The 22,935-nt window shown below is 66.4% G+C and carries 21 protein-coding genes; 11 read left to right on the forward strand and 10 right to left on the reverse strand.

Going from position 1 to position 22,935, the window contains the following annotated elements:
* Window positions 1-2 precede the first annotated feature (2 nt).
* From CEY08_RS11875 to CEY08_RS11910, 8 genes are all read left to right on the forward strand, one after another.
* A complete protein-coding gene (locus CEY08_RS11875) occupies window positions 3-962 on the forward strand; it encodes a DUF58 domain-containing protein (protein ID WP_076813520.1) in 960 nt (319 codons plus the stop codon).
* Window positions 959-1,459, forward strand: a complete 501-nt coding sequence (locus CEY08_RS11880) for a DUF4381 domain-containing protein (RefSeq protein WP_076813516.1) — start codon at window positions 959-961, stop codon at window positions 1,457-1,459. Before CEY08_RS11875 ends, CEY08_RS11880 begins: the two co-directional genes overlap by 4 nt.
* The gene (locus CEY08_RS11885; protein WP_088607676.1) at window positions 1,446-2,465 is read left to right on the forward strand and encodes a vWA domain-containing protein; all 1,020 of its coding nucleotides are present in this window, start codon (window positions 1,446-1,448) and stop codon (window positions 2,463-2,465) included. The genes CEY08_RS11880 and CEY08_RS11885 overlap by 14 nt, the downstream gene beginning before the upstream one ends.
* Window positions 2,450-4,045, forward strand: a complete 1,596-nt coding sequence (locus CEY08_RS11890) for a VWA domain-containing protein (protein WP_076813514.1) — start codon at window positions 2,450-2,452, stop codon at window positions 4,043-4,045. Before CEY08_RS11885 ends, CEY08_RS11890 begins: the two co-directional genes overlap by 16 nt.
* On the forward strand, window positions 4,042-5,469 hold the full coding sequence (locus CEY08_RS11895) for a BatD family protein (RefSeq protein ID WP_084738545.1): 1,428 nt from the start codon (window positions 4,042-4,044) through the stop codon (window positions 5,467-5,469). The genes CEY08_RS11890 and CEY08_RS11895 overlap by 4 nt, the downstream gene beginning before the upstream one ends.
* Window positions 5,466-6,464, forward strand: a complete 999-nt coding sequence (locus tag CEY08_RS11900) for an HAD family hydrolase (RefSeq protein WP_042793591.1) — start codon at window positions 5,466-5,468, stop codon at window positions 6,462-6,464. Before CEY08_RS11895 ends, CEY08_RS11900 begins: the two co-directional genes overlap by 4 nt.
* 46 nt (window positions 6,465-6,510) lie before the next feature.
* Entirely contained in the window at window positions 6,511-8,160 is a 1,650-nt protein-coding gene (locus CEY08_RS11905; protein ID WP_076813512.1) for an arylsulfatase, read from the forward strand.
* Between the two features lie 75 nt (window positions 8,161-8,235).
* Window positions 8,236-10,785, forward strand: a complete 2,550-nt coding sequence (locus tag CEY08_RS11910; RefSeq protein WP_076817692.1) for a fused MFS/spermidine synthase — start codon at window positions 8,236-8,238, stop codon at window positions 10,783-10,785.
* 3 nt (window positions 10,786-10,788) lie between these two features.
* On the opposite strand, the gene CEY08_RS11915 is transcribed toward CEY08_RS11910, so the two are convergent.
* From CEY08_RS11915 to CEY08_RS11925, 3 genes are all read right to left on the reverse strand, one after another.
* Window positions 10,789-11,220 (reverse strand): hypothetical protein, encoded by a 432-nt coding sequence (locus CEY08_RS11915; protein WP_076813509.1) that lies wholly within the window; start codon window positions 11,218-11,220, stop codon window positions 10,789-10,791.
* A gap of 231 nt (window positions 11,221-11,451) precedes the next feature.
* Window positions 11,452-12,093 (reverse strand): FMN-dependent NADH-azoreductase, encoded by a 642-nt coding sequence (locus CEY08_RS11920; RefSeq protein WP_063962620.1) that lies wholly within the window; start codon window positions 12,091-12,093, stop codon window positions 11,452-11,454.
* On the reverse strand, window positions 12,090-12,536 hold the full coding sequence (locus CEY08_RS11925) for a GNAT family N-acetyltransferase (RefSeq protein WP_076813506.1): 447 nt from the start codon (window positions 12,534-12,536) through the stop codon (window positions 12,090-12,092). The genes CEY08_RS11920 and CEY08_RS11925 overlap by 4 nt, the downstream gene beginning before the upstream one ends.
* Before the next feature lie 92 nt (window positions 12,537-12,628).
* Between CEY08_RS11925 and pdxR the strand changes: the two genes are divergently transcribed.
* On the forward strand, window positions 12,629-14,062 hold the full coding sequence (gene pdxR / locus CEY08_RS11930) for a MocR-like pyridoxine biosynthesis transcription factor PdxR (protein WP_076817690.1): 1,434 nt from the start codon (window positions 12,629-12,631) through the stop codon (window positions 14,060-14,062).
* On the opposite strand, the gene CEY08_RS11935 is transcribed toward pdxR, so the two are convergent.
* The gene (locus CEY08_RS11935; RefSeq protein WP_042793587.1) at window positions 14,059-14,538 is read right to left on the reverse strand and encodes a carboxymuconolactone decarboxylase family protein; all 480 of its coding nucleotides are present in this window, start codon (window positions 14,536-14,538) and stop codon (window positions 14,059-14,061) included. The two genes, pdxR and CEY08_RS11935, sit on opposite strands and share 4 nt — an antisense overlap.
* A gap of 141 nt (window positions 14,539-14,679) precedes the next feature.
* Window positions 14,680-15,975: an ATP-binding protein gene (locus CEY08_RS11940; protein ID WP_042793586.1), complete on the reverse strand. Its 1,296-nt coding sequence runs from the start codon at window positions 15,973-15,975 to the stop codon at window positions 14,680-14,682.
* Between the two features lie 227 nt (window positions 15,976-16,202).
* Here CEY08_RS11940 and chrA point away from each other — a divergent pair, with 227 nt between their 5' ends.
* Window positions 16,203-17,453: a chromate efflux transporter gene (chrA, locus tag CEY08_RS11945; RefSeq protein WP_076817688.1), complete on the forward strand. Its 1,251-nt coding sequence runs from the start codon at window positions 16,203-16,205 to the stop codon at window positions 17,451-17,453.
* 37 nt (window positions 17,454-17,490) lie between these two features.
* On the opposite strand, the gene CEY08_RS11950 is transcribed toward chrA, so the two are convergent.
* Window positions 17,491-18,285 (reverse strand): enoyl-CoA hydratase, encoded by a 795-nt coding sequence (locus CEY08_RS11950; protein WP_076813503.1) that lies wholly within the window; start codon window positions 18,283-18,285, stop codon window positions 17,491-17,493.
* A gap of 64 nt (window positions 18,286-18,349) precedes the next feature.
* Window positions 18,350-19,549: a multidrug effflux MFS transporter gene (locus CEY08_RS11955; RefSeq protein WP_076817686.1), complete on the reverse strand. Its 1,200-nt coding sequence runs from the start codon at window positions 19,547-19,549 to the stop codon at window positions 18,350-18,352.
* A gap of 73 nt (window positions 19,550-19,622) precedes the next feature.
* Between CEY08_RS11955 and CEY08_RS11960 the strand changes: the two genes are divergently transcribed.
* On the forward strand, window positions 19,623-19,943 hold the full coding sequence (locus tag CEY08_RS11960) for an Rdx family protein (protein WP_042793584.1): 321 nt from the start codon (window positions 19,623-19,625) through the stop codon (window positions 19,941-19,943).
* 54 nt (window positions 19,944-19,997) lie between these two features.
* On the opposite strand, the gene CEY08_RS11965 is transcribed toward CEY08_RS11960, so the two are convergent.
* From CEY08_RS11965 to CEY08_RS11975, 3 genes are all read right to left on the reverse strand, one after another.
* Window positions 19,998-21,524, reverse strand: coding sequence for a tripartite tricarboxylate transporter permease (locus tag CEY08_RS11965; RefSeq protein WP_076813501.1), 1,527 nt, complete (start codon window positions 21,522-21,524; stop codon window positions 19,998-20,000).
* A gap of 3 nt (window positions 21,525-21,527) precedes the next feature.
* Window positions 21,528-21,998, reverse strand: coding sequence for a tripartite tricarboxylate transporter TctB family protein (locus CEY08_RS11970; RefSeq protein WP_042793582.1), 471 nt, complete (start codon window positions 21,996-21,998; stop codon window positions 21,528-21,530).
* Window positions 21,999-22,159: 161 nt separating this feature from the next.
* The gene (locus CEY08_RS11975; protein WP_197723184.1) at window positions 22,160-22,681 is read right to left on the reverse strand and encodes a GFA family protein; all 522 of its coding nucleotides are present in this window, start codon (window positions 22,679-22,681) and stop codon (window positions 22,160-22,162) included.
* Window positions 22,682-22,935 lie beyond the last annotated feature (254 nt).

Genomic DNA, 22,935 nt, shown 5'->3' on the forward strand with positions numbered 1-22,935 from the left:
CCATGGCCTCCGCCGCTCCCCCTCCGGAAGTGCAGGTCCGCATCGCGGACCTGATGGCGTTGGAGCCCGCCGCGCGCGGCCTGGGCTTCTTCAGCCGCCAGCCGGTGCGCAGCATCCTTGCCGGCCAGCATGGCTCGCGCTTGCGCGGACGCGGGCTGGATTTCAAGGAATTGCGCCGCTACCTGCCCGGAGACGATCTCCGCCAGTTGGACTGGCGCGCGTCCCAACGGTTGGGCAAGCCCTACGTGCGTACCTACAGCGAAGAACGCGACCGTCCGTCGCTGGTGGTGGTGGACCAGCGCATGGGCATGTATTTCGGCTCGGTGCGCAACTTCAAATCAGTGGTGGCGGCGCGCGTGGCCGCGCTATCCGCCTGGATGGCCTTCCAGGCCGGCGACCGGGTAGGGGGCCTGGTGTTCAGCGATGCGGGCATGGACAGTGTGCGCCCGCTGCGCAGCCGTGAACGCATCCAGGCCTTGTTTGCCGCCATCGCGCGCCGCAGTCAGTCCATGCGCGCCGATCAACCCGACGTGGACGCTTCTGGCCGCCTGAACCAGGCGCTGGAGGGCGCGCTGGCGCACGCACCGCACGATTGTCTGGTGTGCCTGATCAGCGACTTCGCCGGCGCGGATGATACGACCTTGCGCCTGTTGCGTACGCTGGCGGCGCATAACGACGTGGTCGCCACGCTGGTGTACGACCCGCTGGCGCTGCGCATTCCGCTGCGCGGCCGGCTGGTGGTGACCCAGGGTGAGTTGCAGGTGGAGGTGGCGGCGGATCGCAAGCAGGTGCGAGAGCCCCTGTCGGCATTTTTCTCCGGGCGCCTGCACGACGTGGCGGAACTGCTTCGACGCAGCCGTGTGCCGCTGCTGTCCATCGACACAGCGGAGGACACCGCGACGCAGCTGCGCCGCGAACTGGGCCGCCAGGCAAGCCGCCCGCCACCCCGGGAGCGCACGTGAACGCCGACGCCACGCCGTCCATCGAACAGCTGCGGCAATTGCCGCTGCCCGCGCCGGTCAGTTATTGGCCGCAGACCTGGGGCTGGCTGGTCGCGCTGGCGGTGGTGCTGGCGCTGGCGGCTTGGGTCGCTTGGCGGGTAGTGCGCCGGCACAGGCGCAACCGCTATCGGCGCGCGGGCCTGCGCATGCTGGAAGCGCTGCGGCTGGCGGCGCAATCCGATCCGCTGGCCGCGCGCGCCTTGCCTGAACTGCTCAAGCGCGTCGGCCTGTCGTCCGTGACCGCCGCGGATCGGGCACGGGTGGGCGCGCTGCAGGGCGCGGAGTGGGTCGCTTACATGGATAGCGGCAAGGCGGTCTTTCCACCCGATGCCGGCATCCTCTTGCGCGCGCTCGCCTATGCGCCGCCGGATACCCTGCGGGCCATCGATCCCGCGCGTTTGCGGCAACTGTTTGCCGCAAGCCGTGTATGGATGGAGAAGCACCATGTGGCGGCTTGAGTATCCCTGGCTGCTCGCGCTGCTGCCGCTGGGCTGGCTGGCGTACCGCTATTTGCCGCCATACGTGCAGCGCCGCAGCGCGGTGCGCATTCCATTCTTCGAATCGGTCGCTCGCAGCACGGGGCAGACGCCGCAGCGTCCCGGCGTGCGCGGCGACCGCTGGCAACTGGCGCTGAACTTCCTGGTATGGCTGTTCCTGGTCCTGGCCCTGGCGCGGCCCGAACGGGTCGATCCGCCGCTGGAACACCGCCAGCCGGTGCGCGACCTGCTTCTGGCCATCGATATCTCGCAATCCATGGAGACCCAGGATTTCATCGCGCCGGACGGCCGCCGGGAGGACCGGCTGACGGGCGTGAAAACGGTAGTCGGCGAATTCATCGAGCGCCGCAAAGACGACCGGCTCGGGCTCATCGTATTCGGCACGGCGGCCTATCCGCAGGCGCCGCTGACGCAGGACCACGCCACGCTCCAACAGCTGCTGGGTCAAGTCAGCACACGCATGGCCGGTCCCAACACGGCGATCGGCGACGCCATCGGCGTGGCGATCAAGCAATTCGAGCACGCTGGCGAGCACGACCAGGTCCTGATCCTGCTGACGGACGGTAACGACACCGGTAGCGCCGTGCCGCCCGACCGAGCCTCGGCCATGGCCGCCGCGCGCCATATCGTGATTCACACGATAGGCATAGGCGATCCGCAGGGGGAAGGCGAGGAAAAGGTCGATTTCGACGCCTTGCGCGCGATAGCCGCCAAGACCGGCGGCCGTTTTTTCCCCGCACAGGACCAGGCATCGCTGCGGCAGGTCTATGCCGAACTGGACCGGATCACGCCGCACGAGGTGCGTGAGCTTCGCCACCAGCCCAAGCAGGATTTCTTCTGGGTGCCGCTGGGGCTGGCGCTGTTGCTGCTGGGAGGGTGGCACCTCCTTGCCGCGCTGCGCGGCTGGCGCCGCGATCCAGGCGGCACCAAGCGAGGCACGGAGGAGGGCGAGTGGAAATCGACCTGAGCGCCTTCCATTTCCTGCGCCCCTGGTGGCTGCTGGCGATTCCGGCCGCGGCCTTGCTGCTATGGCGGCGGCGGGGTGAGGACGGGTATCGCGGATGGCGGAGCAATATTGCGCCCGCGCTGCTGCCATACCTGACCGTGCGCACGCCAGGCAGCCGCGGCCCGCGCCCGGCGCAGATGCTGGCAGTGCTGCTGGCGTTGGGCGGCATCGCCGCTGCCGGCCCGACGTGGCGGCAAGACCGACCGGCCTTCCTGGACAATCTTGCGCCGCTGATCGCGGCAGTGGACCTGTCGCCCTCGATGGACGCGGCCGATCTGCCGCCCAGCCGCCTGGAGGCCGCCAAACGCAAGTTGCGCGACCTGCTGGCACGGCGCGCGGGCGCCAAGACGGGCCTGATCGCCTATGCCGGAACGGCGCACCTGGTGCTGCCGCCTACCGATGATCCGGCATTGCCGGATATGTTCGTCCAGACCCTGTCGACCGACCTCATCGCTACGCCGGGCAAGGACGCCGCCGGCGCCATTTCCCTGGCTGCTAGCCTGCTGCAATCCGGCGAGGCGGGCGGCACCTTGCTGCTGGTGACCGACGGCGCGGACACGCGCCAGTTGGCCGAGGTCGAACGTCTGGCCCGCGCCAGTTCCTTCCAGATACTGGTGTGGGCAGCAGGCACCCGCGATGGCGGCCTGGTCCGTGACGCCCGGGGCCAGCCCCGCCTGGACGGCCAGGGCAAGCCCCTGCTGGGCAATTTCGACGAGGCTGCGCTGAAACAGCTGGCGCAAGCCGCGCGCGCGCCCCTGGGCAGCCTTACCTTGAACGACGACGACCTGGACTGGGTATCCCTGCACGCGCAGCGCCACTTCCAGGAAGTGCAGGACGCGGACAAGCCGCTGCACTGGAAAGACGCGGGTTACTGGCTGTGCTGGCCCCTGGCCTTGCTGGCGCTATTGGCGCTGCGGCGCGGTTGGAACATCAACTGGACGGCGTGCCTCGTGCTCGCTGCCGGCGGCGCGCTGCACGCGCCTCGGGCGGAAGCGAATCCCCTGGTGGATGCGTTCTTCACGCCCGACCAGCAAGGGCGTTGGGCCTACGAGCATCAACGCTATGCCGAAGCCGCGACGCGTTTCACCGATCCTTACTGGAAGGGGCGCGCGGCCTACGACGCGGGCGACTACCAGGCCGCGTTGGCTGCCTTCGCCAGGCTGGACACGCCAGAAGGCTATTTCTATATGGGCAATACCCAGGTCCGCTTACGCCGCTACGGCGCCGCGATTGCTGCCTATGACCAGGCGCTACGCCAGCGACCGGACTTTCCGCAAGCGCGCGAGAACCGGGAATTGGTCGCCAGGCTGATCGCCGCCGCTGAAACCGAACAGCAGGACGACGACTCGGATAAGCCGGACGAGACCCGCATGGATAACGACCAGGCCGCCGGCAAGATGGTACGGACCACCGTTACCCAAGCCGCATCGGATGAGGTCTGGTTACGCAATCTGAGCCTGTCGCCGGCGGGTTTCCTGAAGCAGAAGTTCGCCATCGAAGACGCGCGCAAGGCCACGCCAGCGCAGGGGGGGCAGCCATGATGCGCCGCCATGATCCGCCGCGCCGCCTCGGCCTGCTGTTGCTGCTGCTGTCCTTGCTCCTGGCCCTGGCGGCCGGTGTGGCGCACGCCCAATCCGCGGATGCCGCAGCACAGTTACGAGCCGAGGCGCGCATGGCCCCGGGCGGCCCACTGATGGCGGGCGCCACATCCGTCCTGCAGGTGGACGTGCTGACCTCGACCTGGTTTACCCAACCCCCTCAACTGCCAGCCCTGGATGTTCCTGGCGCGCTGGTTTCGGGGCCGTCGGGCCAGGCCACCATCATCCGCGCCACGATCGGCGGCGTCGCCTACAACGGATTGCGCTTCTCCTATCTCGTCAGCCCCGTAGCGGCCGGTCCCTTGCGTATACCCGTCATCCACGTCAGCGCCCAGGTGGGGCAGGCGTCTGCACCGCTGGCCGCGCAGACGCGTGCGCTGGAGCTGCGGGCCGCGGGACCGCCCGGCGGCCTGGCCGGCCACGCGCTGGCGGCAAGCGCTGTCCAGGCGGCCCAGCAGATCCAGTTTTCGGCCCAGCCGCCCGCCGTGGGCGACCGCGTCAGCCGCGTCATCACGATAGAAGCGCAGGGCGCGCAAGCCATGCTGATCCCTCCGCCCGTTGCCGCCGTTGTGCCGGGCCTCAAGCTGTATCCATCGGATCCCCAATTGGCGCCGATCTCGGACAGCAGGGGCGGTTTTGTGGGCGGACGACGCGTGGACCGGCTCGATTACGTGATTGAGCGGGCCGGCGCTTACGAATTGCCTGCGGTAGAGATCCGCTGGTGGAACATTGCGGCCAACAAGGAAGAGCGCGCGGAACTGCCCGCGCAACGCTTCGAGGCGCAAGCGGGCGCCGCTTATCAAACGCCATTTTCGGTCGAGCAGGACCTGCGGGATATGGGGCGGCGAGCGCAGCTGCGTATCCCGGGAGGCTGGCTGGCGCTGGGAGGAGGGCTGGCGGTTGCGGCGCTGGCGGGGTGGCTGGCCGCCCCGTGGATACGGCGGGCGTTCGCTGGCATGCAAAGCGCGCTGCGCGCGCGGCGCCAGCGTTGGCGCGAATCCGAATCTTATGCCGCGATGAGACTGCAGCGCCTGCTTGCCCAACCCCAACCACGCCTGGACGCGCTGTATACGTGGCTGCGCCGCGCTTGCGGCACCGCCACGCTGGCACGGGCAACGGCGAGCCTGGGCCCCGCTCTGCGGCAGCCTGGCGCTGACGCCCTGCGGGCCTGCTACGGCCGCGAGCCCGACGCGGAGCGCGGCTGGCGCGGCTTGCGCGAGGTGTTTCCGCGCTTGCGGCGCGCCTTGCGCGCCCCTCGGCACGCGGCCCGATCGCAGTGCTTGCTTGCCCTGAATCCCCGTCCGGCCAAACCATCACGTGGAACCGCCGACGCCGCGTCCGGCGAACTGCCAGGAGATCTCCCATGACGATGCCTTTGCTTGTCCGGCGCTGGTGCGCGCTGCTGATGCTGCTGCTATTGGCCGGTATGGCGCGCGCGCAGTCGCCGCTGCCGTCCTGGAACGAAGGTCCCTCGCGCCAGGCAATCCTCGGTTTTGTCGAGGCTGTCACTCGCGACGGCAGTCCCGACTACGTGGCGCCGTCCGATCGCATCGCCGTGTTCGACAACGATGGCACGCTATGGAGCGAGCAGCCTCTGTACTTCCAATTGATCTTTGCGCTGGACCAGGTCAAGGCCATGGCCCCGCAGCACCCTGAATGGGCAACGGAGCAGCCCTTCAAAGCCGCGATCGAGGGTGACCGCCAGGCGCTGGCGGCCTCGGGCACCGAAGGGCTGCTCAAGATCGTGGGGGCCACGCACACCAATATGAGCACGCAGGCTTTCAGCGCCGAGGTCAAGCAATGGATCAAGACCGCCCGCCATCCGCGCTTCAAGCAGCCTTACACCAGCATGATCTACGCGCCGATGCTGGAGTTGCTGGACTACCTGCGGAGCAACGGGTTCAAGACCTACATTGTGTCGGGCGGCGAAGTGGAGTTCATGCGCGCCTGGGCCCAAAGCGTCTACGGCATACCGCCCGAGCAAGTCATAGGCACCACTTTCGTCACCGAGTTCCAGATGCGGGACGGCAAGCCAGTACTGATGCGCACGCCCAAGCTGGACTTCAACGACGACGGTCCGGGCAAGCCCGTGGCCATCAATAAATTCATCGGCCGCCAGCCCATCTTCGCCTTCGGCAATTCAGACGGCGATCTGCAGATGCTGCAGTGGACCGCGGCCGGCAGCGGCAAGCGCTTTGCGGGCCTGGTGCACCACACCGACGGCAGGCGCGAATGGGCTTACGACCGCGAATCCAAGGTCGGCCGGCTGGACAAGGCCCTGGACGAAGCGCAACAAAGGGGTTGGGTAATCGTGGATATGGCAAAGGAGTGGAGAAGGGTGTACGCATTTGAAACGCAGTGATTCGTTTACGTGATTGGGAACCGCCCGCAAGGGTAAGGAGAAAGCGATGAACGCAAGAAAACTGTTGAGCGCGGCGCTCTTCGCCGCTGCGGGCCTTGCGGTCCTGGGCGGCGCACAGGCGCAGACCCAGGCGCAAACCCAGGCCCCGCCGGCCAACCAGGGGCAGGAGACTCCGAACGGCAAGAAGCCGAACATCCTGGTGATCTTTGGCGATGACATCGGGCAGGCCAACATCAGCGCCTACACACATGGGGTGGTGGGTTACACGACGCCCAACATCGACCGGATCGCCAAGGAGGGCACCCTTTTCACCGATTATTACGCCGAGAATAGCTGCACGGCGGGGCGCTCGTCCTTTATCACGGGGCAGTCACCGCTACGCACCGGCTTGTCCAAGGTTGGCATGCCCGGCGCAACCGTCGGACTTCAGAAAGGCGACATCACCATTGCCGAAGCGCTCAAGGCACAGGGCTACACGACAGCGCAATTCGGCAAGAACCATCTGGGCGACCGTGACGAGTACCTGCCGACACGGCACGGCTTTGACGAATTCTTCGGCAATCTCTACCACCTGAACGCCGAGGAAGAGCCCGAACGCCCGTACTGGCCCAAGGACCCCAACGATCCCTACGTGAAGAACTTCTCTCCGCGCGGGGTGATCAAGGCCACTGCCGATGGCAAGGTGCAGGACACCGGGGCGCTTACGACCAAGCGTATGGAAACCATCGACGATGAAACGGTGGGCGCGGCAATCGACTACATCGACAAGCACGGCAAAGGCGACAAGCCGTTCTTCGTGTGGATGAACACCACACGCATGCACATCTACACCCACATCCGGCCGGAGCACAAAGGCAAGAGCGGTATGCCCGGCAACGACTACGCCGACGGCATGTGGGAGCATGATCAGGACGTGGGCAAGCTGTTGAAAAAGCTGGATGACATGGGCATTGCCGACAACACCATCGTCATCTACACCACCGACAACGGGCCCAATGCCTTCACTTGGCCTGACGCCGCCACCACGCCATTCCGCAGCGAGAAGGACTCCAACTGGGAGGGGGCGTTCCGCGTGCCCGCCATGGTCCGCTGGCCGGGCAAGATTCCCGCGGGGGAAATCAAGCGCGGCATGATGTCCGGCATGGACTGGTTCCCGACCTTGTTGGCCGCCACCGGCGACACCAACGTGAAGGAACGGTTGCTTGACGGTTGGGCGCCGCAAGCGGGCGGTACCAAGTTCAAGGTGCATCTGGACGGCTACAACCAGTTGCCGTACTTGACCGGCAAGCAGGAAAAGAGCGCCCGCGACGATTTCTACTACTTTAATGACGACGGGCTGCTCGTGGGGGTGCGGTGGGGTGACTGGAAGGCGGTGTTCTGCGAACAGCGGGCGCCGGGGAACCTCAATATTTGGCAGAATCCCTTCGTCTGCCTGCGCCTGCCCAAAATTTACAACCTGCGCATGGATCCCTATGAACGCGCCGACATTACTTCCGACCAGTACAACGACTGGCTGGCCAAGAACGCCTATCTAACGGCAATCGCGACCATGAAGGCGTCGGCGTTCCTGGAGACGTTCCTCAAGTATCCGCCCAGCCAGCGGCCCGCGAGCTTCAGCGTGGACCAGGTGCAGGAACGGGTGAACAAGGCAATGGAAGAGCACTTCGATCAGTTGGACAAACAGAAGTCGAAGTAGACGGTGCCGGCGCGAGCCGGAGCAGGACCGGGCGGCGCCTGCCGCGTCGCCCGGCAACGCTGGAGGTGCGGCATGATGGGCTTAGGGGTGAGCGAGGCGGCGATGCAGGCGCGTGCGGTGAAAGACCAGGCCAGGGAAGGGCGGCCATTGACGGCGGTCCGGCCAGCCGCCTTGCTGTTCCTGTCGGGCACCGCAGCCCTGGTGTTCCAGGTCCTGTGGATCAAGCAGTTGTCGCTGGTGGTGGGGGTGGAGGTCAGCGCCATCGCCGGTTCGGTCAGCGCATTTTTCCTGGGCCTTGCGCTGGGCGGCTGGCTACTGGGCCGCCAGGCGGATCGCCTGCAGCGGCCAGTGCGCTTCTACGCCATGCTGGAGGCGGCCGTAGCGCTGTCGTGTCTCGCGGTGACTTGGCTGTTGGCGCGCAGCGCCGCCGCATTCGTCGCCATCGAGGCCCACAGCCCCGTCGCCGCCTGGTTGGGCGTGGGCCTGCTGCTGGCTATACCCGCATTTCTGATGGGTGGCACCTTGCCGGTGCTGCTGCGCGCGGTCAGCCGCGGGGACGCGGACGTCAGCCGCCGCGGCGGAGCCTTGTACGCCGCGAATACCTGCGGCGCAATCCTGGGCGCATTGCTGCCCGCTTTCTTCTTGATTCCCAGATTCGGCGTGCAGGGCGCGGCGCTGGCCGCTGCCGCGCTGAATCTACTGGCGGCTGCCGGGGCCTGGTTGCTGGACCGAAGCGCCGGTAGCGGCACAACGCCCGCCCAGGACGCTCAGCTTGCGGCCGCTCCCTTGCCGGCGCAAGCGCGCCTGGCCGTGGCGCTATATGCCGTGGCCGGCGCCGTCGCGCTGGGCTATGAGGTGCTCTGGTCGCAAATGATCGTGCCCTTCATGAGTACGCGCGCGTTTGCCTTTGCCATCGTGCTGGCCACGTACTTGGCGGGCCTGGCGATAGGCGCGGCGCTGTATGCGCGCTGGGCCCATCGCGTGCGTAACCCCTGGCCGGTGTTCGGCTTCCTGATCGCCGGCGCGGGCCTGGTCGCCGTACTGGAAGTTGCCTTGCTCGGCAAATGGCTGGTATTGGCCCAGACCTATGCGGAAGCGGCTGTCTATCAATGGACAGGAAGCGGTTTTGCCGGCATGTGCGCGCGCTTTGCGGTAGCGGCGGCCAGCCTGGTGCTCGCGCCAACGCTGCTCCTGGGCGCCGCCTTTCCGGCGGTGCTGCGCATCGCCGTGGGCGATCAACGGGTGGGCAGGGAAGCTGGCGTCGTACTGGCGTGCAACACACTGGGCGGCATCGCGGGCACCTTGCTGACCGGCTTCCTGCTGCTGCCCGCCCTGGGGCTGGTGCGCACGCTTGGTGTGCTCGCCGCTATCGCCGCGGCGGTTGGCGCCATAGCGGCTTGGCGCGGTCGGGCCGGCGGCCGCGCCACCACGGGTTGGGCGACCGGCGTCGTGGGCCTGGGCACGCTTGCCGTGGTGGCCATGCTGCCGATGGACCAGTTTGCGCGGCTCTTGCCGGGCGCCAGCGGCGCCGGCCTGGTTTTCTACGAGGAAAGCCATGGCGGCACCGTCGCCGTGGTGGAGCGCGCCGGCAATGGCAATCGCTTCCATCGACTGTATATCCAGGGCGTGTCGAATTCGGGTGATGCCATGCCATCGCTGCGCTACATGCGGCTGCAGGCGTTGCTGCCGCTGATCGTCCACAACGCCGAACCGAAGTCCGCCCTGGTGGTGGGCTATGGCACCGGCATCACCGCCGGCGCCTTGTCGCAGTATCGCGGGCTGGAAAAGCGCGCCGTGGCCGAGCTCTTGCCCGCCGTGCTGCGTGCCGCCCCGCACTTCCAGGGGACTTTCCAGGCCGCAACGGATCCCGGCCTGGACAAGCGTCTGCGCGATGGTCGGCGCGAACTCCAGGCCAGCGCCGAACGCTGGGACTTGATTACGCTGGAGCCGCCGCCGCCTTCCGCCGCTGGCGTGGTCAATCTCTATTCGCGGGATTTCTACCAACTGGCCGCAAACCGCCTGGCGCCGCAGGGCATCGTGGCGCAGTGGCTGCCGCTGCCCACGCAAAATGAAGAGGACACCCGCGCGCTGGTCGCCAGCTTTATCGAAGTGTTCCCCCATGCCCAGCTCTGGACGAGCGAGCTGCATGAAATGCTGCTGCTGGGCTCGATGCAGCCCTTGACACTGGACGCGGCTCGTATCCAGGCGCGCTACAGCCAGCCCGATACCGCCGCCGCGCTCAAGGCGGTCGGCGTGCCGTCGGCAGCGGCCTTGTTGTCCACCTGGGTCACGGATCGCGACGGACTTGCGCGTTTTGCCGGCGACGCGCAGGCCGTCACCGACGACCGCCCCGGCATCGAATATGCGACCTGGGTGCGCCCGCGCGAAGTGGTGCGCGTCTTGCCCACGTTGCTGGCCCTGCGCAGCGAACCGCCGCTACAGGGTGCATCCGATGGACTGCGCGCCGAGATGCAGCTGGAGCGCGCCAGGCTGGACACCTTCTATCGGGCGTCGCTGGCAGCGTACGTGGGCGACCGCGAAACCTGGGGCAGGGAAATGAACAAACTGGCCCGCGACGACGGCGACAACGCCTATTACCGCTGGTTCATGCCCGGCAGGCAGTAGGCCTTAACTGCATATCCTCCGCCAGGGCGCAACGCCTTGCGGCGAGCAGTATCCCGCACAGGGCGTGGCCATCGACATGCCGCTCTGGCAACGCAGTTCGGGCACCCGTTCGCCATAGGGCACCATGCCCTGGCAGTCGCAGCGGGCCAAGCCCGCGCCGGACGGCAACAGCTTGCTGACCGGTTCAGACGGGGCGGTGCGCTCGACCTTGGCGACGGGCGGCGGCGCCTCATCTTCTGCGTCGGCGCGCTCGATCACGCCTCGGACTTTGGCCGCCGGCATGCTGCAGGCCTTGGCGATCGCATTGACCGTGCGGCCGTCGTTGGCCATCGCCACTATCTTCTTGTCGCTGCAAGCCGCGTCGGCGCGCGGCGCGGCCAGGGCAAACAGCGCTATCGCGGCCGCAAACAGCATACCGGGTCTGGTCAGTGTCATCGCACGCCTCCTGCCTCCATGCCCGCATGAGGAAATACGACTTAGTCTGCTCAGGCTATGGGGTTCTGCAAAGAGCGTAGTGCGGGCAATTTTGAAGTGTCAACGCAGCCCGATTGACTAGGACTTTCTGGGGAAGCCGCATGGCGCGACGGCGCTATCCTTAAGCACGAGGCGGTTTGGTGCGCGCGCCATGATGCGGCTGCACCAAGCGCCGCTCAGGCCCGGGCGCAGTCATGCGGCCTGGAATTCCGGGCGCATGCCGGCCGCAAAGGGATGCAAGGCGATCTCGGCCTGCACCCGCGCGCGCGCTTCGTCCAGCGCGGCCTGTCCGCGCGCCGTGCCTTGCACCGAAAAGAACGTCACGTTCTTCAAGCCTATCGTGCCCAGCACGTGCCTGAGATAGGGCGTCAGGAAATCCGGCTGGTTGTGCGCGCCGCCGCCGAATGCGCCTCCCGAGGAGATCGCCACGTACACCGGGCGGTCCTCCAGGCTGCCTTCCTTGCCGCGGGCGGTGATCTGGAATGTGCTGCGTACCCGCACCACGTGGTCGATCCAGGTCTTAAGCGACGCAGGCACCGTGAAATTGTGCATCGGGGTCGCGATGACGAGATGCGTGGCGTCCTGCAATGATTGGATCAGTTCGGTCGAACGGCGCAACGCGCCGCGATCCTGGCTGCCGTCCGTGGGATCCTGGCGCGCGCTCAGCGCGGCGGCGTAATCGGTGTCGACGAGCGGCAGGGTGGTGGCGTCGACGTCCAGCAAGGCCGGCGTGGCGGGCGCGCTGGCTACCAGTTGCTCGACGATGGCTTGCGACAGTCGATAGCTTTCGGAAGCGCGGCCACGCGGGCTGCAGATGATGCGCAGGATGTTCATGAGGCGATGTTTTCCACGGATTTGCTGAAACGGATGGCGCTGGTCAGGAGACCGGCGCGGAAGTAGAAGCGCTGGGCCAGGGCGTTGGCCAGACCGGTGTCTAGCACCAGGCGGGCACAACCGCTGTCGCGCGCGGTGGCGTCCAGCGCCTGCAATAGGCTGGCGCCCCAGCGCTCGCCGCGGCGGCCATTCGCCACGACCAGATCGTCCACATACAGAAAACGGCCGTAGACCAGGTTTTCCTGCAAGCGATAGCCGGCGAGCGCGACGGCTTGGCCGGCGTCCATGGCCGCCAACAGGCGATAGCCTTGACCGCGCATGCGCGCGAAGCGCTCGATGAAATCGTCGGATTCGTCCAGGTGTGGCCTGAGCTCACGCATGAGGGGCAGGCATGCCCGCAATTCCTGCGGGGTTTCGAGATGGCGCAAGGTGGCTTCTGTCATGAATGCACAAGGGTGTCAGAACGGGCGTGCAGTCATGTTAGGAGGCGCATGCCATAATTAGAAGGGCCATAAAATGAACTTTGGACTATGCCATGATCAGCCCTCCGACCCAGGATGCGCAAGCGCTTGCCGCCGGCGGCGCCGGTCCTCTGTATCGTCAGGTCTATGACCGATTCCGCGGCGCCATCGCCCACGGCACGCTTAAGCCGGGCGACCGCATTCCCTCGGCACGGGCGCTCGCCAAGGAGCTGGGCGTGGCGCGCGGCACAGTGGAAGTGGCCTACTCACTGCTGGCATCCGAGGGCTACATCCAGGCGCGCGGCCAGGCCGGCACAGTGGTCGCTCCCGACGTGCAACCGCAGCACGCGCCGCCACCTGCGCCTGCCATTGCGTCCGACGAGTCCAGCGACGGCCCAGGCTGGCGGGAGTATCCCGGCGTGCGCCCCTTCCAAATGGGCCTGCCGGCGCTGGATGCATTCCCGCGCAAACTATGGGCCCGTCTGGGGGCCCGGCAACTGCGCAGCCTGCAATCCGCCGATCTCGCCTATCCCGCAAGCGGCGGCCTCGACGCCCTGCGCATTGCCACGGCAGCCTATTTACAAGTCGCGCGCGGCATCCACTGCCAGCCTTCGCAAGTGTTCATCACCTCCGGCTATAACGGCACGATGCGCCTCATCCTGCAGACGCTGTTCCAGCCAGGCGACCAGGTCTGGATGGAAGATCCCGGCTACCCGCCCACGCGCGCACTGCTGGAGCAGGCGCGACTGGAACCGGTGCCCGTGCCGGTGGACCAGGACGGTATCCAGGTCAGCGCCGGGACGGCGCGGGCGGGGCGGGCGCGCGGCGCCATCGTGACCCCGGCTCATCAAAGCCCCTTGAGCATGTCGCTGTCCTTGCCCCGCAGGCAGGCGCTGCTGGATTGGGCCGAACGCCAGGGCGCCTGGATCGTCGAGGACGATTACGATGGCGAATACCGCTACGTCGGACGTCCGCTGCCGGCTCTCAAGAGCCTGGATACGCAAGGGCGGGTGCTGTATGCGGGCACGTTCAGCAAGGTGTTGTTTCCCGGCTTGCGATTGGCCTATCTGGTCGTGCCTCAAGCGCAGGCTACCCGGTTTGCGCAATCCGCGCGGCTACAGGCGGGCGCGGCGCCGGGCCTGACCCAGGCGATACTCGCGGCCTTCATGGCCGAAGGGCATTTCGGCCGCCACATCCAGCGCATGCGCAGGCTCTATGCCGAACGGCGCGCGGCGACCGCGGCCGGCCTGAACGCGGCGCTGGGGCAGCGCTTGCGGATCGAACCGCAGCCGGGCGGCATGCATCTGGTGGCGCGCCTGCAGGATGGCCAGAGCGACGTGGCGCTGGCGCACCGCATGGAAGAGCAGGGCATGTATGCGGGAGCGCTGTCGCGCTGGTACGCCGTGCCGCAGCAGCAGCCGGCCCTGCTGCTCAGCTTCACCAATATCGCCACGCAGGCGCAGGCCCATGAACTGGGCCTGCGGATACTGAAACTGATGCAGTCCTAGTGCAGCCCGGCCTTGTCCAGGCCATAGGCTGCATCGGCCGACCCCGGCACCGTGCGCAAGGCCACGTTCAGGCGGTTCCAGCCGTTAATGCCGACCACCAATAGCGTCAGGTCCGAGATTTCCTTCTCGGATAGCTGGGCGCGCACCTCTTCGTAGACGGCATCGGGCACGCCTTGCGCGGACAAGGTCGTGACGGCTTCCGTCCATGCCAGCGCCGCGCGCTCGCGTGGCGAAAACAAGGTGGATTCGCGCCAGATGGCGACATGATGCAGGCGCAATTCGCGCTCGCCTGCAATCCTGGCTTGCTTGACGTGCATGTCCAGGCAGAAGCCGCAGCCATTGATCTGCGACGCCCGGATATCCACGAGCTGGCCCACCTCCTGAACGATGGGGGTCTTCTTGAGCGACATGCTGAATTCCAGATACTTCCTGGACTGTTCCTCGGACACCTGGAAATAGTTCAACCGCTGTGTCATGTTCCTGCCTTTTCGGTACGGGTTGCAAAAGGGAATCTCGTACCGCCAGGATGCGCCAGGTTGGTCCAGGCCAGAAGTGCCATAAATGGAGTTTTCACCTGGGCCATGCGCGGCGCCTGCGGTGCGCGCGCGCCCGGCCGCTCAGGCAGGCCAGCGCAGCACGAAACGGGCGCCGCCCAAGGGGCTGTCGTGGATGTCGATACTGCCGCCGTGGCTGGCCGCCACGCGCCAGACGATGGCCAGGCCCAATCCGGCGCCGCCTGTGCCCCGATCGCGGCTTTCATCCAGGCGGATGAACGGCTCGAACACCCGCGCCCGGTCAGCCGGCGGGATACCGCCGCCATCATCGTCGACGATGAGTTCAAAGCCGCCCGACTGGCAGCGCCTGAGCTCTACCTCCACGTGGCGACTGGCATAGCGCACCGCGTTCTGCACCAGGTTGAGCAAAGCGCGGCTCATGTACCGCGGATGCAGCCGCACGCGCGGCGGATACTCGGGGCGCACATGACACCGGACGGCGCGCGCCTCCGCCTGGTGCGCCACCTGGGCCAACGCCTCGCCCAGCCAATCGCTGGTGTCCACGGTCTCGAGCTTCACGGTCTCGTCGGTGGGACGCTCCAGCCGGGCATAGACGAGCAATTCGGCCACCAACGTCTCCAGTTCGTTGATGTCGGCCTGCATATCGCGCAGGATATGGTGCCGCCGGGGCAGTTGCGCGTCCTGGCCCAGCAGGGCGACTTCGAATGACAGCCGCGCAAGCGGCGTGCGCAATTCGTGCGACACGGCGTTGGTCAGGCTGCGCTGGTTTTCGATCAGCGCCGAAATCCGCTCTGCCATCTGGTTGAAACTTTCGCCGACGTGCCGCATGCCGGCCAGGCGCGACAGCCGCACGCGAACGCCAAGCTCACCCTGGCCCATACGCAGCGTGGCGTTGCGCAGCCGGTCCAGGTCGCGCCACAAGGGCAGGGCCCAGAGCAGCAGCAGGATGATGCCGACGATCAGGCTCAGCGCCGTCCAGACGCCGACGGTGACCCATCTTTCGATCCCCGGAGCGCGCGGCAGGCGGACTTCCAGCCACTGTCTGGGCGAGCCGGCCAATGGGGCGAGGTAGACGTTGTAATCGTCGCGCATGATGAAGCCGAGCGTGGCAAGTTGCTGCCGCTCCGCTTCGCTGGGCGTGACCTTGTCGTCGTCGACCAGGCCCAGGCCCAGGCCGTAGAGCGGTTGTATATCGTCGCGCAGGCGGTCGGCGCGAGCTGCGGGCGCAATGGCGTCGAGTTCCTTGCGCAGTACATGCATCTGCCCCCGGACGGCCTGGTACGACAAGTCGGCGCTAACCTCGTCCAGCAGATACAGCAGGCCGCGCTCCACCAACTGCGACCCCGCGACATAGCCGATGGCGGCGACGACGAAGATGCGGATCGCGAACTTGAACATGGGGGACGAAGCGGGATGAGGACTCGCGATCCTAGGGGTGCGCGGCCGGCCAATCCACCGATATTTGTACGGTATTTGTAAAGTTGTTTGAAGCGCGCCGCGTTGGCGAGGTAAACCGGCCATATGGCCCGGCCCGTTCAGGCGGTTGAATCCGCTCCGCCGCCCGGCTATAAGCATGAGGCGAGGGCTGTATCCTCATGCCCCGCCTGTCGATGAACCCGAATCCCATGCCGCCGCTGCCTTCACCCCAAGACGAACATGTCGCCAGCAAGCCCGCCACTTCCGCGCGCGAGGAGGCTGGCCAGGGCTCCTGTCTGGAAGTCTTTCTGGTGTTCCTGCGCCTGGGGCTGACCTCCTTCGGCGGACCGGTCGCGCATCTGGCGTACTTCCGCAGCGAATTCGTCGAACGGCGGCGCTGGCTGGACGACTATGCGTATTCCGACCTGGTGGCGCTATGCCAGTTCCTGCCGGGTCCGGCCAGCAGCCAAGTCGGCATGGCCATCGGCCTGAAGCGCGCCGGCTGGGCCGGCATGCTGGCTGCCTGGGTGGCGTTTACGCTGCCCACCGCCATCGCGCTGATTCTCTTTGCGTTGGGGCTGGCGCAGTTCGGCTGGCTTTCCGCCTCGGGCGCCATCCATGGGCTCAAGATTGCGGCGGTCGCCATCATCGCGCAAGCGGTCTGGGGCATGGGCCGCTCGCTTTGTCCAGACCGCGAGCGGGCCGGACTGGCCGTGGCGGCGGCGCTCATCACCATCCTGATGCCAACGACGCTGGGGCAACTGAGCGCGATCCTGCTGGGCGCGATTGCCGGCCTGGCCGCGCTGCAAGTGCCGCCGCGCCCCGCGTTGGCGGTCCAGCCCTTGAAGATCTCGCGCCGCGCCGGGTACACCGCACTTGCGCTGTTCGTGCTGCTGCTGACGGCCTTGCCGGTGTGGGCCGCGCTTAGCGGCATGCCGCTGGCACAGCAGCTCTCCGGTTTCTACCGCGCAGGCGCGCTGGTGTTCGGCGGCGGCCATGTGGTGCTGCCTCTGCTGGAATCCGCTACGGTGGCGAACGGCATGGTCTCCAACACCGATTTCCTCGCGGGATATGGCGCGGCGCAGGCCATGCCCGGGCCGCTGTTCGCCTTTGCCGCTTTCCTGGGCGCCATGTCACCCGGCCCCTTGTCGGGCTGGGCCGGCGGGCTCGCATTACTGGTCGCGATCTTCCTGCCAGGCGCCTTGCTCGTGGCCGCGGCGCTGCCGTTCTGGGAGAGCCTGCGGCGACGGCCGGGGGTGCGCAATCTGATCGCGGGCGTGAACGCCTGCGTGGTGGGGATTCTGCTGTCGGCCCTGTACGATCCGGTCTGGACCAGCGCCATTCGCGACCGCGCGGACTTCGGCCTGGCCTTGCTGCTGTTCGGCCTGCTGGTCTATGCGCGCTGGTCCCCCGTCTGGGTGGTGCTGCTGGCCGCGGCTGGCGGCTGGGCGCTGGCATGACGGCACTGCGCGTCCGGAGCGCCCCGCGGGCAGGGCGCTAGGACTGCCAGCGCGGCTGGCGCTTTTGCAGGAAGGCGTCTATGCCTTCACAGGCGTCCGCCTCCATCATGTTGCGCGCCATCACGTCCCCCGCATAATCGTAGGCGTCCGCCAGCGCCATCTGCCGCTGCTTGTAGAACATGCGCTTGCCGTAGCGGATGGCCGTGGGACTCTTGGCCAGGATGTCGTCCACCAGGGCGCGCACGCGTTGGTCCAGTTGCGTCTCGGGCACGGCATCGTTGATCAGGCCCCAGTCGCGGGCCTGCTCGGCATCGATAAAGCGCGCAGTCACCAGCATCTCGAAGGCGCGCTTGGCGGACACATTGCGGCTCAGCGCCACCGCGGGCGTCGAGCAGAACAAGCCGACGTTGATGCCGGATACCGCGAACTTCGCCGTATCGGCTGCCACGGCCAGGTCGCAGCTTGCCACCAACTGGCAACCCGCGGCGGTGGCGATGCCATGCACCTTGGCGATCACCGGCACCGGCAGGGCCTGCAGGCCCTGCATCACCGCGCTGCACTTCCTGAATAGTTCGCGGTAGTAATCCAGGGCGGGCTGGCTGCGCATCTCGCGCAGATCGTGGCCGGCGCAGAACGCGCGGCCGCTGGATTCCAATACCACGCAGCGCAGGCCGGCCTCGCGCGACAAGGCGTCTACCTCGGTTTGCAAGGCAGCCAGCAAGCCTTCGGACAGCGCGTTGAACTGGCCCGGCCGGTTCAGCCGCAACGTTACGACGCCGCCTTCGGCTTGGCGTACCAGGATGGGGGCTTGCGCGGCGTCTTCGATAGTCATGTCTTCTCCAGGATGGGCTATTCCTGGATAGTAGAGGGAGAAACCCCCGGACGGGGAGAGGGCATCAGCCCGCCGCGATCCTCCGCGCCATACCTGGAGACAGGCAGAGCAGGGGCCCGACGATGGCGACGCCGATCAAAGCCATGGCCGTCTGCGGCGGCATGCCGCTGTCAAGAAGCAGAGTGGCGATAACCGCCGACCCGCTCATCTGAAACAGCCCATACACCGCGGCCGCGGTGCCCGCGCGTTCAGCGAATGGCTCCAGCGCCAAGCTCAGCCCCGAACCCAGCGCCAGCGAAAAGCCCACGGTCAGAACCGCCACCGGCAACATGAAGGCCCAGGCCGACAAGGGCAGCCACAACCACGCGGCCATATGCATGGCGGCCGCCGCGAGCAGGGCGGCCATGCCCACGCGCACCATGGTGTGGCGCCCATAGCGCGAAATAAAGGCGGGGGCCAGGAAGAAGGCGCCAATGTTGATCGCCGCATTCCCCCCGAACCAGGCGGAGAAGCCCAGTTCCGAATAGCCCAGTTGCTGCACCAGCACCACGGGTGCGGCGGAAACGAACACCAGGATCATGGCCATGCCCGCCATGCCGAACGCGGCAAAGTAAAGGAAGCGGCCGCTGGCCACGATAGGCGCATAACGGCGCAGGCTATAAAGCGCGCCCTGGGCTTTCGCGGGCGCAGCCCGCGTTTCCTCGAAGCGGACCGCCAGCAGGCCCGCCAGCACCAAGGCGAACAGCACCATGAAAACAAACGTGCTGCGCCAGCCTGCATAGACAGCAAGCGCGCCGCCCACCATGGGCGCCAGGGCGGGCACGGTACACAGCGCGCCGTTCAGGTAGCTATACACCCGGGCGCCGACCGCAGGACTGAAACAATCCCGTACGGCGGCAAAAGCCACCAGGGAAGCCGAGCAAGCGCCCAGGCCCTGGATGACGCGCGCGGCGTAGAACAGCTCGAGCGAGCCGGCCGACGCGCCCAGCGCCGACCCCAGCAGATAGGCCAGCGCGCCGCCCAGCGCCACGGGTCGCCGGCCGTAGCGGTCCGCCAGCGGACCGATCAGCATCTGGCCCACGCCCACGGCGAAGATGAACAAGGTGATGCTGGCTTGCAGCGCCGTAACGGGCTGGCCGTAGTCCAGCGCCATGGCGGGCAGAGAGGGCAGGTAGATATCGATGCCCATGGGCGTCAACGTGACCAGCCCCATGAGGAGGCCGATCAGCCAGCGTTGGCCGCGAGGGGATAATGCAGACTTCATGGCAGGCTCGGGGTCCATTGCAGACCCGGGAAAACCCGATATTATCCATGAACCGGCGTAGAATCTTCTACCTATGAACGCTCCCGCCCTCCGCCCCCGCATCGTCATCCATTACTGCACGCAGTGCCAGTGGCTGCTGCGCGCAGGCTGGATGGCCCAGGAACTCCTGTCGACGTTCTCCACGGATCTGGGCGAGGTTGTGCTGCAGCCCGGCACCGGCGGAATTTTCCAGGTCACCTACAACGGCGACCTGATCTGGGACCGCAAGAGCGATGGCGGCTTTCCATCCGCCAAGGAACTGAAACAGCGCGTGCGCGACCGCCTTGATCCCGCTCGCACGCTCGGTCACATTGATGGGCACACGGCGGGCCCTCTGACCGCGCCTGACGCTTAGCGCGTGCAAACGGCCGGCCTCGCATGGTCGGCCGTTGCTACGCGCATCTCATCGTTACGCGGACGACTCTGCCTGCTTCAAGGCCTCGCGGCCCTTGCGCTGGCGCATGGCCGAAACCACCAGCAAGGCGATCAACGCCACGCATGCCACCACGAATCCCAGGCTGATGGGACGCGACACGAAGATCGCCAGGTCGCCGCGCGACAGCAGCAGGGCGCGGCGGAAGTTCTCTTCCACCATGGGTCCCAGCACAAAACCCAGCAACAGCGGCGCAGGTTCGAAGCGCATGCGGATAAGGGCATAGCCCGCCGCGCCGAACAAGGTCACCATCGCCACATCGAAAAGATTGTTGTTGGTGCTGTAGACGCCCACGCAGACAAAAAACAGCGCCGCGGGGAACAGGTACCGGAACGGCACGGTCAGCAGCCGCACCCACATGCCGATCAGCGGCAGGTTCAAGAGCAATAGCAGCACATTGCCCACCCAGAAGCTGGCGATCAGCCCCCAGAACATGTCAGCGTGCTCGACCATCATCTGCGGTCCCGGCTGGATGCCGTGGATGATCAGCGCGCCCAGCATCAGCGCCATCACCGGGTCGCCGGGGATGCCCAGGCTCATGGTGGGGATGAAGCTGGTCTGGGTCGATGCGCTGGTAGCGGCTTCCGGCCCTGCAATGCCTTCGATGGCGCCTCGGCCGAAACGGCGCGGTTCACGCGCCACTTTCTTTTCCGTGGCATACGAAATGAATGAGGCAATGGTGGGACCCGTGCCCGGAAGAATGCCGAACGCCGCGCCGATGGCCGTACCGCGTACGAGCGCGCCGCGCGATTGCCTGATGTCCCCGGCTTCGGGCCGCATCGACTTCATGCTGATCTTTGCCGTGGTCACCTTGGCATCGCCGCCAATGCGGTTGATGTTCTTCAGGAAGTCCGCCACGCCGAACAGGCCCATGGCCAGCGCCACGATCTGCAGGCCGTCGGAGAGCTCCAGAATGCCGAAGTGAAAGCGCATCGTGCCGGTGTTGACGTCGGTGCCGACCACACCCAGCAACAGGCCCACAACCACCATCGCCACGCCCTTGATCGCCGATCCCTTGGCGAGAGTCGCGCCCGCCAGCAGACCCAGCATCATCATGGAGAAGTACTCTGCGGGGCCGAACTTGAAGGCAACGTCCACCAGCATGGGCGAGAACAGGATCATCGCCAGGATGCCTATGGACGCGCCGCAAAATGAAGAGAACATCAACATGAACAGCGCCGACCCCGCCTTGCCGTTGCGCGCCAGCGGATTGCCATCCAGGCAGGCCACGGCATGCGAGGCGGTGCCGGGCAAGTTCAGCATGATGGAGGTAATGCCGCCACCGTATTGCGAGCCATAGTAAATGCCCGACAGCATCACCAGCGCCGCCGTCGGCGTCATGGTGTAGGTCAACGGCAGCAGGATCGAGATCGCGGCCAGCACGCCCATGCCCGGCAGCACGCCGATCAGGTTGCCCATGAACACGCCGAACGCGGCCCACATCAGATTGTCCAGCGCGAAGGCGACGGAGAACCCGTGCATCAGGTTATTGAGGATTTCCATCGATCAGCCCCAGCGGAACAGCGGAAACTGCAACTGCAGCGCCCAGGAGAAAACGGCCACGCCCAGCACGGTCACGCCCGCGGCCAGCAGCGCCGCGCTGCGCGGGGTGTGTTGGCGGTCGCCCATTGCGGAAATGAACACCAAGGCAAAAGTCGCGGGCACCAGGCCGCCGTACTTGCCCACCAGGATGAAGGTCATCAAGCCGCCGATAATGCAGCCCCAGCCGCGCCAGTCGGGCGGCGGTTCGTCTTCGGCGTCTTCCTCCGCGGCTGCGGGCGCGACGGCCATGCGGGCAATCATCAAGCCCAGCAAGACCAGCAGCACGCCAAGGATGGCGGGAAACATTCCCGGCCCCATGCGCGCGAGGCTGCCGATGTTGTAGGTGGATGCCTGCGCGATGGCGCCCAGGCCCAGCACGATCATCGTGCCCGCGGCCCAAGCCTCGCGCCGCGCGGCGCTGCGTTTGGATTGCATCTGTAGTCCTCCCGTTGTTGTGCTTTTGTCTGACTACGTTCTGAACAAAAGCTGACTTTTGGATGAACGCGGAAGTCTAAAAATCCAAACTTCCGTTCACCTTTCAGGAGGACGGGCAATGCGTAAAACAGGCTCTTTTTGGGCCAAAACGGGGGAAATCCCTAAGGCTTCATCCCTTTGGGAACCCAGGGCTTGCGCTCGCTACCGGCCAGCGCGGCGTCAAGCCGCCGCTTGGAAGATTCTGGCCAGCAGGCGTCCATGTCGTAGAACTCGTCGGCCGCCGGCACGTCGTCCGGGATGCCGATCCATGGATGCTTGGAACGCAGGAAACAGTGAGCGCCAGGGGGAAAGTCGGCGGCGCGGTCCAAGGTGCCGGCGTATATCAGCGCCACCGTTTCGCCATAGCCTGGATGATGGCTCCACAGCAGACCGGAGCAGGCCGCGCAACGCACGACAACGACGGTCTCGCCGTCATTGGCGGTCTTATCGGCGGGATGCCGTCGCAACTCACCTTGCAGGCGGCGCACGCGGTCGGATTCGATAACCGCATTCATGGCAAAGGCGGTGCCCGAATGCCGCTGGCATACGGTGCAATGGCAGCAATGCACGAACATGGGGGGACCGGCCAGGCGATAGCGGACGGCGCCGCAATCGCAGCCGCCTTCGATGAGAGGCTGGGTCACGATCTGTCTCCTTGGGAAGCCGTGCAACCAGTGTATTGATGGCGCCTGCGACAGGGGAGTGGCGATCGCGTCATCCTACGGGGGGATTTGCGTCATCTTCGCCGCCTCGCCGGAACGCCATGCGTGCGGGACGCGGGAGCGTACCAGTCTCTTGCTTTTTCAGCCAATTTAGTGCTAAAATACGACAACTTTCAGCAAAATTACAATAAAACAAGTGCTGAAATTACTGAAGGTCTGGTAGTTGAAGTCGCTGG

This window comes from Achromobacter insolitus (assembly GCF_002209555.1).
GTDB lineage: Bacteria > Pseudomonadota > Gammaproteobacteria > Burkholderiales > Burkholderiaceae_B > Achromobacter > Achromobacter insolitus.